Source organism: Actinophytocola sp., assembly GCF_035634895.1.
Taxonomy (GTDB): domain Bacteria; phylum Actinomycetota; class Actinomycetes; order Mycobacteriales; family Pseudonocardiaceae; genus Actinophytocola.
In genome coordinates this window covers 1-13,983 of sequence record NZ_DASQCC010000203.1, presented here as the reverse complement: position 1 = coordinate 13,983, position 13,983 = coordinate 1, and the positions used below count along the sequence as shown (strand labels likewise).

The window sequence follows — 13,983 nt, the reverse complement described above, 5'->3', positions numbered from 1 at the left end:
ATGCACCCTCGACGTCCGTTGTTTCTCGCGAGCCTACTGAGCCTCGCACTCACCTCTGGCTGCACGATCCCAAGCAAGGGAGACCCCCTGCCAGCCGGCTCATCAGACGCCACGGCGCCTCACACTTCCAGCACTGCGGCAGAACTGCCGTATGCCGGAGCGCCGAAGGTGAGCGATCCGCTGGACACATCCACCTACGAAAAAGACCCCTGCAAGTCCCTGACTGCCGACCAGGCCGAATATCTAACCCTTCCTCGAACAGGCAGGCCGACAGAGAACGAGGTTCTCGGTGTCGGCTGCGACTGGCGCAACGAACAAACCCGCGGCGATGTTCAGATCGTATTCCTTGTTGACGATCCACGCGGCCTGAGCCCGGAGTATGACGCCGACAAAAGAGGCGAATGGGAGTACTTCGAAGAACTCCCAAACATTGAAGGATATCCGGCAGTAATCCGACTAGGAACCGACGACCGCGACATCGGGCATTGCACTGTGGTGGTGGGGGTGAGCGACGACATGGCTTTCGAGACGATTTTGCGGTTGTCAAAGGCCAACGTTGGACAGAAGGATCCTTGCGATAAGGCCTCCGAGGTCGCCGGCATGGCGTTGAAGACGATGAAGGAGGGGGCGTAGTCGTGGGCCAGATCTTCAAGATGGCGCCCCGAACATCAAGATCACATGCCACGTCCGCCTGAACCGACCCGGTCGATCGGGATAGACGTGCCGTCGAGGATCACGTAGGCCATCTTCTGCCGCTTCGCCCACCGCAATGCGGCCCGGAGCTTGGGGACACGCTGCGCGAGCAACTCCACCATTCCGTTGACATATCGCCAGCACGTGGCGGTGGAGACCCCGCCAACACATCCGGACCAGGGTGAAAGGGTTCACGGCAACCCCCTAACCGACACCAACGCGGCCGCAGCGGTTCCACATGGTAATGACAGCGGGAAACTACGGACGCTGAACGACCTGCTGACCCCGTTCCCAATCCCCCGCCGCAGCCAGCATCCCAGCCCTGGCCACCAAGCCCCCACCTATCCACGACGACATCTGGTGGCACGGACCAGAGCGAACCCACTGCTGCTGACCACAGCCTGTCACGGAAAGTCACGACAACCGGCCCCTCACCCGTTCCGGGAGACCCCCACACCCCGAAAACGCATGTCGTAAGCTCAGCTACCGCGCGTTCCGGCACACCTGGAGTCAGGGGGAGGATGATGAGCAACGGGCAGGCACACCGCGCAAATATCCAGACCCAGCTCGGCGGTATGTTCACCACCCACACCACCAACGGCACGATCACCGGCGGCACCTTCACCTACAACGAGTCCGACATGCGCACCATCATCAACAACTGGCGCGACCTCGCAGACAGCTACCAGAAGTCGATGAGCAGCGCCGACATCATGTCCAGGATCGATCCACCGGCCGAAGACTTCGCCAGCCGGACGCACGCTGCCGCCGCCAATCGCTCCGGGGATTCCTACAAACAATATCTCGAGCACAACCGACGCTACCGTAAAGAGCAGGCGGAGCTGTTTCAGCGAACGCTTGACGAATACCTTGACATCGAACACGCGACCATCACCGAAATGAACCAGACGGCCCCAGAGGGCCCTCAGTCCGGGATTTGAGGCATGCTTCTCCGACATTTACTGCTGCTGGCGAGCCTGCTCGGACTCACGCTTGTCTCCGCGTGTACGAGCACAAGCAAAGGCGACCCACTGCCGGCCGACACCACCGGCGCCACGCCTTCCAGTTCGACGCCTCGGACGCCAGGCAAGGGGGACGGGAAGTTGCCATTCGCGGGTGCCCCCAAGGTAGACAATCCACTCGACACGTCCAAGTATGAGCAGGACCCCTGCAAGTCCCTCAGTGCGGAGCAAGCTCAATATCTAAACATTCCGCTAACGGGCAAATTTGACGACGGAGTGGCACTCAGCACGGCTTGCGAATGGAAGAACCAAACCACGCGTGGCTTGGTTCGCATTTTTTTTCTCGTCGACGACCCGCGCGGCCTAAGTCCCGAGTACAAAAAAAACCAAAAAGGAGAATGGGCATACTTCGAAGTCCTACCAGATATCGAAGGATACCCGGCGATAGCGCGTGGCGGCAGTGACCAGCGTGACAGTGGCTATTGCGACGTCATGGTTGGAGTCGCGGACGATATGGCCTTCGGAGTATCTCTGCAGTTGTCACTGGCCAACGTCGGCCGCAAGGACCCGTGTCCCAAGGCCGCCGAGGTTGCGGGGTTGGCGTTGAAGACGATGAAGCAGGGGGCATAGTCGTGGATCAGATCTTCAAGATGACCCCTCATTAGATCTACGAGTACTTCGCGACCGGGCTCGGGACCAAACGGCTGGACGATGCGCAGCACGCCACCCGCCAGGAGTGGTACCTGGAGGAGGACCGCGCCAATCTCATTCGCAAGCAAGGGGAGCTGATTCGGGGTGGGTGGCAGGGTGCGGGTGCGTTCGGGGTGACCTAACCCTCGCCGACTCCGCGCTGCAACGGGGCCGGGCCTCGGCGCGACGTTCAACGAGGTAGCGGGGCTCGCGGATACGCGGCACAGGAGCGCACGAACCAGAGCGAACCCACCACTACTACTACCGACCACAGCCCATCACGGAAAGTCACCACACCCGCCGACTCACCCGTTCCGGGAAGACCCCACACACCGAACACGCATGTCGTATGCTCAGCTACCGAGAGTCCCGGCACGCCCGGAATCAGGGGGAGGACGATGAGCAACGGGCAAGCACACCGCGCCAATATCCAGACCCAACTGGGCGGCATGTTCACCACCGACGGCACGATCACCGACGGCACCTTCACCTACGACGAGTCCGACATGTACGCCATCATCACGAACTGGCGAGCCCTCGCCAGAAGCTACGATCGTTCGTTGGCGCACTCCGCTCGAATGACGAGGATCGAGCCTCCTGCCGAAGACTTCGCCAGCCGTGCACATGCCGCGACGGCCAACCGATCAGGCCTATCGTACATGCGCTATCTCGAGCACAATCGAAACTATTGCTCACAACAGGCGGACCTGTGCCAACAGACCTCGACGACTACCTCAACGTCGAGCACGCAAATGCCACCGAAATACACAAGACGGCCCCAGACGGCCCTCAAGCTGGAATTTGACGAATGCTCATCCGACGTTCACTACTGCTGGCAAGCCTGTTCGGCCTCGCGATTGCCTCCGCCTGCACGACAACGAGTAAGGGCGACCCACTACCAGCGAATTCCATCGGAGTCGCCACGTCCAAATCAACACCAAGGACGTCCGGCGGCGGAGAAGAAGAGCTACCGTTCGCCGGCGCGCCCAAAGTGACTAATCCGCTGAACACCTCTCGTTACGAGCAGGACCCCTGCTTATCGCTCAGTTCAGAACAGGCGCGGGAACTCAATCTTCCAGCGGTTGGCAAAGCCACCGAAAACGAGGTGCTCGGCGTCGGCTGCGAGTGGTACAACGAGGAAACACGCGGCAACGTAACGATCGTATTCATCGTCGACGACCCACGTGGACTAAGTCCCGAGTACGACACCAACAACAGAAAGGAATGGGCATACTTCGAGGTACTGCCCGCCATCGAAGGATACCCTGCCGTGACGCGATCTCTTGTCGACGACCGCGACATCGGCCATTGCACCGTGGTCGTGGGAGCGGCGGACGACATGGCTTTCGAGACGATTTTGCAGCTGTCACAGGCCAACGTTGGACAGAAGGATCCATGTGCCACGGCCGCCGAGGTAGCGGGGTTGGCGTTGAAGACGATGAAGCAGGGGGCGTAGTCGTGAACCAGATCTTCAAGATGACGCCCCATCAGATCTACGAGTACTTCGCGACCGCCCGGGGAACCGAACGGCTGGACGATGCGCAGAACGCCACCCGCCAGGAATGGGACGCGGAGGAGGACCGCGCCACTCTCATTCGCAAGCAAGGGGAGCTGATTCGGGGTGGGTGGCAGGGTGCGGCGAGTGAGGGTGCGTTCGGGGCGGCTCAACCCCTCGCCGACTCGGCGCTGCACGGGGCCGGGCTCCTGAGCCGGGCCGAGGATCTCCTGGATCGGCAGAGTGGGTCCTTCCATCGCACCGCCAACAGTGTCAAGCCGGTGCCGGAGAGGCCGCCCGCGATGGATATCGGGCACCCCCTGTTCCCGTTCACGGACTACGAGAAGGACGTCACCTCCTACCAGTCCGCCGCGCAGCACAACATCGACGCCTACCGCGTCTACGACGGTGCCAGCGAGTACAACGAGACGAACATGCCGGCGGAGTACAAGACCGCCAACCACTCCGGTGGCACCGTCAGCGTCGCCTCCACCGACACCCCGCCCGGTGACTACATCGAGGTCCCGGACAAGGGGCAGCCTCAGGATGGAGGCGACTCCGGACCGTACGGTGGACGTCGCGATCCCGGCAGTGGGCCGGGTGGCGGGCCGCCCGTTGGGAACCCCCCGTTCGGTGGGCCGCCCAACACAGGCCCGGATGGTCGGCAACCCCAGCAGCAGACCAGCCCCAGCGACTTCGTCCCGCGGCCGCCCGGCGGCCCGCAGGGACCACTGCCGCCCAGCCAACCCGTGCCCACCGGCCAGCCGCCGAACACACCGGTCCCGGGCGGGTTCGCACCCGTCGGCGGGTTCACCGGCGGCCCCGGCAGCACCGGCGGTCCGCGCGGCGGCACGTACGGCGGCGGCAACGGTCCGGGTCCCGCCGGCCGAGGACCAGCGGGAATGCGCGGCCCCTTCGGCCCAGGTGCCGGTGTGGGCGCCCTCGCCGCCGAAGAGGCGGCCGCACAGCGGGCTGCCGCCGCGGCGGCGGCCCGCGGCACCGGCTCGGGCGCCATGGGGGCCGCTCCCGTCGGCGCGGGGCGCGGCAAGGGCAACGAAGACGAGAAACACCAGCGCAAGTACCTCATCGAGGCCGACGCCGAGGGGGTCTTCGGCAGCGACGTGCTCACCGCGCCGCAGGTGATCGGCGACGACGAGTACGAGGACGACTAGCCCGTGCAGACCCTCGAGCTGTCCGTGCACCCGCTGGTCAGCCTCATACACAAGGAGAACCTGGGCGACCCGCATCCCGTCTTCGCCGGCGGCGAGTCGTACGTCTCGCACCGGTTCGTCGCCGAGGCCGAGCGGGAGCTGCGTGCGGAGCTCGCCGGCGCCGGGCTCGCCGACCGGGACCGCCTCGCCGACTTCACGGGCATGCTCTCGGTCATCCAGCGCGCCCACACCGAGTTCTACGGCTGGGTCGACAACAACCAGGGCGCCTACGCCATCCTCGCCGCCGCGCACGGTCGCAGTGCCTTCGCCCTCACCCGGCGCGGCGACCATCTCACGTTCCGCCGGGTCGGCGCCGACCGGCTGGTCGAGGCGCTCCTCGAACAGCTCCCGGACATCCCACCGGCCCGCGGCGAGTCGTTCTCGGTCCGGGAGGCCGAGCTGAACGACTCGGGACCGCGGCCGGTGCTGCGCAGGTCCAGTGGCCCCGTCCGGTCCGAACAGGCCAAACGCCTCGACGCTCTGCTCCGCGCCCCCCGTTCCGGCGGCGCCAAGCTGTACGCCGCCCGCCGCGACGAGGCCGGCAACCGCATCCGCTCACGTGCGTGGCTCGACCTCATCGACCTGCCGGACGGCCGCTGGGCGGTCCACCTCACGACCCGCGGCGAACGAACCGTCAACGCCGCGCCCGCCACCGCGCCGTTCGTGGCCGCGAAGCTCGCCGACCTCCTGCGCACGGCGAACTGAACGTGGCGACGCCGGGCTGAGGCGAGCGCCCCGCCGCCCGTTGGACCGGCGCACCTCGTGGGCTTCCCGGCTCTCCGCCACCGAGCGGAGGCCCTGTCCGATGTCGATCCGGACTCGGAGAGCGCGACTTCCGCAAACTCGAGCAGGAGCTGGTGGGCCGCCTCCCGTCGCCGGGAGGCGGCCCGACGCACTAGATGGAGAGGGTCCAGCTGTCGATGTAGCCGGTGTCCTGCGACGCGGCGTCTCGGACGCGGAGGTTCCACGTGCCGTTGGCCGTCTCGCTGGACAGGTTCACGGTGAACGTCTGGTTCACGTTGTCCGCCGAGCCGCCGGAGCGGTTGAGGAGGTTGTAGACCGAGCCGTCCGGGGCGACCAGGTCGACGACGAGGTCACCGCGGTAGGTGTGCACGATGTGCACCTCGACGGTCGAGCTCGACGAGGCGGCGCCGGTCACGCCCGACGCGGTGATCGGGCTCGACACGGTGCTGTTGTCGTTGATCGTGTAGTTGTCGGTGTTCGAGAAGGTGTGGCCGGGTGGTGGCGTGGTGCCGCCGCCCAGGGTCGCCGCCGCGGCCGCGATGTCCGCAGCGAAGGTGCTCACCTGCGAGTAGACGCCCGGGTTCTGGGGCCGTGCACAGCCGATGCCCCAGCTCACGATGCCGACCTGGATCCAGGCGTTGTCGTTGTCCCGCCGGAACATCGGGCCACCGGAGTCGCCCTGGCAGGTGTCCACGCCGCCGCTGCTCCAGTTGCCGGCGCAGATCTCCTCGCTCGGCACCAGGTCGCTGTAGGCCTGCTGGCACTGGGCGTCGGTGACGAACGGGACGGTGGCCTTCAGCAGGTAGCGCTGCTGCCCGCCGCCCTCGGTCGCGGCACCCCAGCCGGCGACGGTGAACGTACCGCTGTCGAAGGCCGTGGTGGTGGCGATCGGCAGGAGGGCCTGGTTGGTGATCGGGGAGTTGAGCTTGATCAGCGCCCAGTCGTCACCGCTCGGGTTGTTGTAGCCCGGGGCCTGGTAGACGTAGGTGGACGTGCGGGTGATGCGGTTCGCGTCCTGGAGGTCCACGGCCCCGGCGGTGACGCCGATGCTCGTGTTGTTGCCGGTCCCGCTGACGCAGTGCGCCGCGGTGAGCACGATGCTCTGGGTGTAGAGCGCGCCGCCGCAGCCCATCGACAGGCGGACCATGAACGGGAACTCGCCCTGGTCGGCACGGGTGCCGCCGACGACCTGGGGTTGCACGTCGTCGTCCGGCGCGGATGGTGCGGCCACCGCCTGACCGGCGACCGCACCGAGCGCGGCGGCCGCACTGATGGTGACCAGGGCGGCTCTGCGCAGGGCGGATCTGAGTGTTGTCACGGGTAGGTCCTTTCGACAGTCCGGATCACGGACAGCAGGGGTGTCGAAAGAAGGCAGATTGACCACTGGCTGTGGCCGGTCAGCGATCTTCCGTGTCTGATTCCACCCGGTCGTGATGCCGGCCACAAGACTGCAATCTGGTCAACTAACGTTCACCCGAGCGGGGACAAACGGGGAAAGGAACGCCGATGGCACGCGTGGTGGTGACGGGCGGGAGCGGCAAGCTGGGCCGGGCAGTGGTGTCTGACCTGCTGGAACACGGCTGGGAAGTACACAACCTCGACCGAGTTCCCGCCGACGCCTGCCCCTACACACGGGTCGACCTGACCGACTACGGACAGGTCGTGGAGGCATTGACCGGAATCGACGATCGTTACCAAGATGTCGACGCGGTGGTACATCTGGCCGCGATCCCGGCCCCGGGCATGACGGCGAACGCGACGACTTTCGCGAACAACGTGCCGTCGACATACAACGTCTTCGCCGCGGCGAGGCTGGCCGGCATCAGGAACGTGGTGTGGGCGTCAAGCGAAACGGTGCTGGGCCTACCGTTCGAGACCCCACCCCCGTACGTGCCGGTGGACGAGGAGTACGCGGGCAGGCCGGAGTCGACGTACTCGCTGGGCAAGCTACTGGACGAGACGATGGCCGCCCAGTTCTGCCGCTGGGACCCGGAACTGAAGATCATCGGCCTACGGTTCTCCAACGTGATGGAACCAGCCGAGTACGCCAACTTCCCGGCCTTCGACTCCGACGCGAGGACACGTCACTGGAACCTGTGGTCCTACATCGACGCCCGAGACGGCGCCCAGGCAGTGCGACGAGCACTGGAGTACGACCACCCGGGCTTCGAGGTGTTCATCATCGCGAACGCGGACACGGTCATGACAAGGCCGAACCAGGAACTACTGGCCGAGATATACCCGAACGTGCCACACAAACGCGAATTCGGCCCGAACGAGACCCTGCTGTCCATAGAAAAGGCGCGGAGAATCCTGGGCTACGACCCGCAACACTCCTGGCGACACCAGACCAACAAGGAATCCTGACCACAAACCACGGGTTCGCGCGACGCGGCTCGCCCAGGCCAACCCGCTCGGCACGATCGAGGCCGCGCTGACGCGGGCCAGGCCCACACGGCCTGGCCAAGACAGCGAGCGGCAAGCCAAGCCCACCACCATCCAACCCGCGCCCCTCCTTCAGGAAGCCCACCGCCAGAAGGCCCACCACCGTCCAACCCGCCCCACCCAAACACACCACACAACCAACCCGCGCCCCTCCCCAAGAAGCCAACCCCCGAGAGACCCACCACCGTCCAACCCGCGCCCTCCCCAGGAAAGCCCACCCCGAGAGACCCACCAGCGTTCAACCCGCCCCACCCAACGCACACCACATGACCAACCCGCGCCCCTCCCCCGGGAGGCCCCCGGAGGCCCACCCCGGCCCCGCAACCAGCCCAGCGACTACCCAACCGCAGAACGCAACGGCAACCGAACCTGAAAATGCGTGTCGCCCGGCTGCGAAACCACCTTCAGATCCCCACCATGCCGGTTGACGACGACCCGCCACGACACGTCCAGGCCGAGCCCCGTCCCCTGCCCAACCCCCTTCGTGGTGAAGAACGGCTCGAACACCCGCCGCCGAAGCTCCTCCGGTACCCCGGGACCGGTGTCGATCACCTCGACGAGCACGAAGTCACCGTCCAAAGCGGTGCGGATCGTGATCGTCCCGTCCCCGGCCACCGCGTCGATCGCGTTCTCGATCAGGTTCGTCCACACCTGGTTGAGCTCGGCCGCGTACGCCGGCACGTGCGGCAGCGACCGGTCGAACTCCTTCACGATCCGGACGCCCTCCGGCTTCTTGCCGGCCAGCATGACCAGGGTCGCGATCAGGCCCTCGTGCAGGTCCACCTCCTGGTGCGGTGTCCGGTCCAGCTGCGAGTACTGCTTGGCCGCGCCCACCAGCGCGGAGATCCGCTTGGTGCTCTCCTTGACCTCGATCAGCAGGTTCTCCGTCTCGACGGTGTAGGAGAGCCACCGCAGCGCCGGCTCCAGGAAGCCCGGGTCGACCACATTGGACACCTCGTCCAGGTCGGACGCCGTGATCCCCGCCGCCACGAAGACCGGGGCCAGGTCCCAGCCGCCCGGCACCTTGCGCTCGTCGAGCCACTCCCCCAGCTCGTCCTCGCGGTCCGCCACCTGCATCGGTGTCAGGTCCTCGGCCGCGGCCATCCGCTGGATGAACTTGTCCTGGATCTTCGTGAGCTGGTGCAGCTGGAGTCCGTCGAAATGGCCGTCGGCCAGCATCGCCAGCTTGTGCCGCATGCCGGCGAACCGCTCCCGCAGCGTCTCGGTCGCGCGCACGGCGGCCGCCGCCGGGTTGTTCAGCTCGTGCGTGAGCCCGGCGGTCAGCTTGCCGAGCGCCAGCAGCCGCTCCCGCTGCGCCACCAGCACGTTGGCGTTCTGCAGGCCGACGAACATGCCCTGCAGCAGGTGCACGGCCATCGGGAACCACTGGCCGAACTTGGCCGCGAAGTCCGTCGCGGGGAGCGCGAGGAACGTGGCGTCGGTGACCGCGCGGATGGTCGCCCCGTAGACCTGGTCGACCTGCTCACCGAGGTAGAACTGGGTCGCGCCCGAGTACGCCCCCGGCTGGTCGCTCCGCGTGATCTCGACCTCGTCGCCGCGGACCTTGCGGACCATGCTCAGCGTGCCGGAGAGCAGCACGTAGAAGCACTCGGCCGGCTCGCCCTCGACGGACACGGTCTGGCCGGCCTTGTACGAGACGACGTCGCCGTGCGCCGTCACCCACTCGAGCTGGTCGTCGGTCAGGTCCGCGAACAGGAACAGCTCGCGTAGCTGCGCTGGGGTGGTCACTGCTCCTCCAGGTACCGGTGCACGAGCGTCACCGCCATGGCACCCTCACCGACCGCCGACGCGACCCGCTTGACCGACTGGGCACGCACGTCACCGGCGACGAAGACGCCAGGAACACTCGATTCAAGGTAGAACGGATCGCGGTCCATTGGCCACCCGCTGGGCCGCTCGCCGTCCACCAGCAGGTCCGGCCCGGTCCAGATGAACCCTCGCTCGTCCCGCTCCACCACGCCGTCGAGCCAGTCGGTCTGGGGCTGCGCGCCGATGAAGATGAACAGGTGGCTCGTCTCCACGACCTCCGACGAGCCGTCGATGTGGTCCAGCCGGAGCTTCTCGAGGTGCTCGTCGCCGGTCGCCTCGCCGACGGTCGTGCAGGTGCGCACCCGCACGTTCTCGATGGCCTCCAGCTGCTGGATCAGGTAGTGCGACATCGACGAGTGCAGCGACTCACCCCGTACCACCAACGTGACCGACCGCGCGTGCCGTGAGAAGAACACCGCCGCCTGACCAGCGGAGTTGGCGCCGCCCACGATGTAGACGTCGTTGCCGGCGCACTCGGGGGCCTCGGTGTTGGCCGAGCCGTAGAACACGCCGCGTCCGGTCAGGTCGTCGCAGCCGGGCGCGGTCAGGTTGCGGTAGTCCACGCCCGTGGCGAGGATCACCGCGTGCGCGGAGATGGTGCTGCCGTCGCCGAACCGGACCACCCGCGCGGAGCCCTGGACCTCCAGCGCGACGACGTCCCGCGCGGTCAGCATCTCCGCGCCGAACTTCACCGCCTGGCGCCGCGCCCGGTCGGTCAGCTGCGCACCGGACACGCCGTCGGGGAAGCCGAGGTAGTTCTCGATGCGGGAGCTCTGCCCGGCCTGCCCGCCCGCGGCCTGCCGCTCGACGAGGACCGTGCGCAACCCCTCCGACGCGCCGTAGACGGCCGAGCCGAGACCGGCCGGTCCGCCGCCGACCACGATGAGGTCGTAGAAGTCGGTCGCCGGGTCCACGGTCAGGCCGACGGCCGCCGCGATCTCGGCATCGGTCGGGGCCAGCAACGCCTGCCCGTCGGTGGTGATCACCACCGGGATCTCGGTCGGGTCGGCTCCCGCCGCCTCGAGCAGCCGGCGACCCTCCGGCTCGTCGATCGTGTAGTACCGGTACGGCACCGCGTTGCGGGCGAGGAAGTCACGCGCCCCGTAGGTCGGCGCCGACCACCGGTGCCCGACGATCTTGATGTCCTCGACCGCGGTGGCCCCGGAGCTGCGCCACGTCTCGATCAGCGCGTCCACCACCGGGTAGAGCTTCTCCTCCGGCGGGTCCCACGGCTTGAGCAGGTAGTGGTCGACGTCGACGAGGTTGATGGCCTGGATGGCGGCGTCGGTGTCGGCGTACGCGGTGAGCAGCGCGCGGCGGGCCCGCGGGAACAGGTCCATGGCCTGCTCGAGGAACTCGATGCCGTTCATCTCGGGCATGCGGTAGTCGGCGAGCATGGCGGCCACCTGCTCACCCCGCAGCTTGAGCTCCTTGAGCGCGTCGAGCGCCTCCTGCCCGGACGACGCCCGCACCACGCGGTGCCCCTCGCCGTAGCGGCGGCGCAGGTCGCGCGCCACCGCCCGGGACACCCCGGGGTCGTCGTCGACGGTCAGCAGTACGGGTTTGTTCACGGCGCTATTCACTCACACGGCCACTTGGTCGACGTAGCACCAGCGCCAGTCCTCACCGGGCTCGAAGGACTGGATCACCGGGTGGTTTGTGCTGTTGTAGTGGGCGGTCGCGTGCTTGGCCGGGGACGAGTCGCAGCAGCCGATGTGGCCACAGGTCAGGCACTCGCGCAGGTGGACCCAGCGACCGCCGACCGCGAGACAGTCCTCGCAGCCCTCGGTGGTGCTGGGTGTGACGTCGCGTATCTCGGCGACGTGCGTGCATTCGGGCATGGCCCCATCCTGGCACCACCGGCCCGAGGAGCGCCGCGTCGCAAGGCTCCATTCACTCTGCGCGAACATGCGCGCCGCGAAAGTGCCCATTCGCGACGACGGTCCGTGTCAACTGGACACTCGCTCTCCCGGAGCGCTGGGCCTCGCGGCCGGCGCTCGCCGACTGTGTGTGTTAACGCTCACATTCGGATGGTCACCGAGCGTGGCAAGGCGTGGGACTGGGCGGCGATCCGTCCGTCGGTGGTCGCAGAGGGTGGGAGAGGGGAAGAAAGCCCTGGTGGCGGGCATGAACGCGGTGTCGACGGCGTCCGTTCGGCGAGCTGGCCGTTCCGGCGAGGAAGGGTCCCGCGAGGTCGATTCCGGCCCGCGCGGCGGGGTAGTCGCACACCGCACGTGATTGTCGGCGCCGCACATGACAAAGTTTCCATATGCGCGGTGACGTACGCGAGGTGTTGACACACTGGCTGGGGGCCGACGTGCGAGTCGTGGAGGGTCTGTCGGACGAGGCCCTGGAGGAGCTGCGCGACGTGCTGGTGGCCGCGCGGGAGCGGCAGGCGACGGCGATCAGGGCGGCGTCGGCCGAGGCGCTGCGGCAGATGCCACCGGTGCTACGGGGCACGGTCAGCAAGATCCTGGGGCGCTGATGGGCCACGACCTCGCGACGAAAGCCGAGCTGGTGAAGCTGGCCAGGGCGTTGGGCACCACGGCGGAGGAGATCGCGTTCGCCGCCGAGCTGCCGCACAGCGCGATCCGGCGCCTGCGGGAGAACGCCGTCGCCACCCTGTACGACGAGCACAAGGCCGCGTTCCAGCGGGTGGCCATGATCACCCGCGTCCTGCCGACGGCGGTGAACGTGCGGATCACGTTGCGAGCGTTCACACCGCTGCTGGCCGCGCGGGTGGCCGGCGAGTTGCCCCCCGACCGTGCTGCGGAGCTGGCGAACCGGATGCCGGTGGAGTTCCTGGCCGAGGCGTGCGTGCATCTGGACCCGAGGCGTGCGGGGGCGCTGGTTCATCGCGTGCGCCCGGACCGCGTGGTGGCCGTGGTCGTGGAACTGGTCGAGAGAGGCGACTTCATCACGCTGGGGAGGTTGTTGGACACCGCGACGGAGCAGATAGTCCGCGACGTGACCGCGACGGTGGCGACCGAAGCGTTGCTGCAGATAGGTTTCTACGCGGAGTCGGACGAGCAGCTGACGAGGGCCGTGGCACTCCTGCCGCCGGAACGCCTGCACGCCACGGTGCGCGACGCGCTGACCGGCCCACCCGAGCTGCGGTCGGCGGGTCTGGCCCTGGTCGGCCGCGTGAACGACGAGGCCCTCCGCGGTCGCCTGGCCGAGTACGCGGCCGAGGAGGACGACGAGACCCTGACGAAGCTGCTCCACACGGCCATCGACGACGGCGCGCTGGAGGAGCTGCTGTTGGCGGTGTCCGTGATGAGCGAGCAGGCCCAGCGACGCGTCCTGACGCTCCCCGCCCTGACCGAGCCACACATCCTGGGCCACCTGGTGCGCGCGGTGGAGAAGCACGACCTGTTCTCCCGCCTGGCCCCGGTGGTGGCCCTGATGGACCCCGACCTCCGCCGCCGCGTCGCGGTAGCCGCCGAACGCGGCCCCAACCTCAGGTAGATCCCCCGCTCGTCACGCGTAGTCCCTCCGCACGGACACGCCATCCACCCGAAACATGCCTGACCAGGCAAAACGATTTTTGATTTTCCAGCCCCAGAATGGAGAGTAGGCAGCCCCCACCCGTCAGCCACTTGATCAAGACCGATCACCGACTCACTGCTCGCGCTACCCACCGGGGCCAGTCGATCAAACGCAGCAGGGATCAGGCAGGATTCCACCACGGGCACGGCTCTCCAACGATCATGGGACATCAGCAATCACATGATCAACAAGACCGTGCCCGCCCCACAAACCAGGTGATCGACTTTGCCGACCCCCTGACCCGATCCCGGGGGCACCCCGCCACGCCAGTCTACCGGCTGGCACTGACAAAACCCCTGGTCGGCGCGGGCTGTGGACAACTTTCACCCGGTCAGTGCGAGCGAATGGGACATTCACGCAGGCA

At 67.2% G+C, this 13,983-nt stretch carries 13 protein-coding genes and 2 pseudogenes; 9 read left to right on the top strand and 6 right to left on the bottom strand.

Translation table 11 applies throughout. From position 1 onward, the window contains the following. Window positions 1–633 (top strand): DUF3558 domain-containing protein, encoded by a 633-nt coding sequence (locus tag VET29_RS30690; protein WP_324926909.1) that lies wholly within the window; start codon window positions 1–3, stop codon window positions 631–633. Between the two features lie 59 nt (window positions 634–692). Here the strand turns inward: VET29_RS30690 and VET29_RS30685 are convergent. Beyond that, window positions 693–851 (bottom strand): annotated as a pseudogene (locus tag VET29_RS30685) (IS5/IS1182 family transposase); the annotation flags it as partial. 366 nt (window positions 852–1,217) lie between these two features. Between VET29_RS30685 and VET29_RS30680 the strand changes: the two are divergent. From VET29_RS30680 to VET29_RS30660, 5 genes are all read left to right on the top strand, one after another. Further along, complete coding sequence (locus tag VET29_RS30680; RefSeq protein WP_324926907.1) at window positions 1,218–1,634, top strand: hypothetical protein; 417 nt, start codon at window positions 1,218–1,220, stop codon at window positions 1,632–1,634. Window positions 1,635–1,637: 3 nt separating this feature from the next. Continuing rightward, window positions 1,638–2,285, top strand: a complete 648-nt coding sequence (locus VET29_RS30675) for a DUF3558 domain-containing protein (RefSeq protein WP_324926904.1) — start codon at window positions 1,638–1,640, stop codon at window positions 2,283–2,285. 868 nt (window positions 2,286–3,153) lie between these two features. Further along, window positions 3,154–3,801 (top strand): DUF3558 domain-containing protein, encoded by a 648-nt coding sequence (locus tag VET29_RS30670; RefSeq protein WP_324926901.1) that lies wholly within the window; start codon window positions 3,154–3,156, stop codon window positions 3,799–3,801. 2 nt (window positions 3,802–3,803) lie between these two features. Then, window positions 3,804–5,012 carry a hypothetical protein gene (locus VET29_RS30665; RefSeq protein WP_324926898.1) on the top strand — a complete coding sequence of 403 codons (1,209 nt, stop codon included), beginning with the start codon at window positions 3,804–3,806 and terminating at the stop codon, window positions 5,010–5,012. 3 nt (window positions 5,013–5,015) lie between these two features. Next, window positions 5,016–5,756, top strand: coding sequence for an ESX secretion-associated protein EspG (locus VET29_RS30660; RefSeq protein ID WP_324926895.1), 741 nt, complete (start codon window positions 5,016–5,018; stop codon window positions 5,754–5,756). A gap of 190 nt (window positions 5,757–5,946) precedes the next feature. Here the strand turns inward: VET29_RS30660 and VET29_RS30655 are convergent, their stop codons facing one another. Both VET29_RS30655 and VET29_RS30650 read right to left on the bottom strand, forming a co-directional pair. Next, on the bottom strand, window positions 5,947–6,174 hold the full coding sequence (locus VET29_RS30655; RefSeq protein WP_324926952.1) for a proprotein convertase P-domain-containing protein: 228 nt from the start codon (window positions 6,172–6,174) through the stop codon (window positions 5,947–5,949). A 138-nt stretch (window positions 6,175–6,312) separates the two neighbouring features. After that, window positions 6,313–7,113: pseudogene (locus tag VET29_RS30650) on the bottom strand (S1 family peptidase); the annotation flags it as partial. A gap of 188 nt (window positions 7,114–7,301) precedes the next feature. Between VET29_RS30650 and VET29_RS30645 the strand changes: the two are divergent. After that, on the top strand, window positions 7,302–8,162 hold the full coding sequence (locus tag VET29_RS30645) for an NAD(P)-dependent oxidoreductase (protein WP_324926893.1): 861 nt from the start codon (window positions 7,302–7,304) through the stop codon (window positions 8,160–8,162). A gap of 414 nt (window positions 8,163–8,576) precedes the next feature. Here the strand turns inward: VET29_RS30645 and VET29_RS30640 are convergent, their stop codons facing one another. From VET29_RS30640 to VET29_RS30630, 3 genes are read right to left on the bottom strand one after another with little or no spacing between them, the layout of a single operon-like run. Then, window positions 8,577–9,989, bottom strand: coding sequence for an ATP-binding protein (locus VET29_RS30640; RefSeq protein ID WP_324926891.1), 1,413 nt, complete (start codon window positions 9,987–9,989; stop codon window positions 8,577–8,579). Then, complete coding sequence (locus tag VET29_RS30635; RefSeq protein ID WP_324926889.1) at window positions 9,986–11,641, bottom strand: FAD-dependent oxidoreductase; 1,656 nt, start codon at window positions 11,639–11,641, stop codon at window positions 9,986–9,988. Before VET29_RS30635 ends, VET29_RS30640 begins: the two co-directional genes overlap by 4 nt. A 12-nt stretch (window positions 11,642–11,653) precedes the next feature. Beyond that, window positions 11,654–11,911 carry a UBP-type zinc finger domain-containing protein gene (locus tag VET29_RS30630; RefSeq protein ID WP_324926887.1) on the bottom strand — a complete coding sequence of 86 codons (258 nt, stop codon included), beginning with the start codon at window positions 11,909–11,911 and terminating at the stop codon, window positions 11,654–11,656. Between the two features lie 428 nt (window positions 11,912–12,339). Between VET29_RS30630 and VET29_RS30625 the strand changes: the two genes are divergently transcribed. Next, window positions 12,340–12,555, top strand: coding sequence for a hypothetical protein (locus VET29_RS30625; RefSeq protein WP_324926885.1), 216 nt, complete (start codon window positions 12,340–12,342; stop codon window positions 12,553–12,555). Then, a complete protein-coding gene (locus VET29_RS30620) occupies window positions 12,555–13,538 on the top strand; it encodes a hypothetical protein (RefSeq protein WP_324926883.1) in 984 nt (327 codons plus the stop codon). Before VET29_RS30625 ends, VET29_RS30620 begins: the two co-directional genes overlap by 1 nt. The last annotated feature ends 445 nt before the right edge of the window (window positions 13,539–13,983 follow it).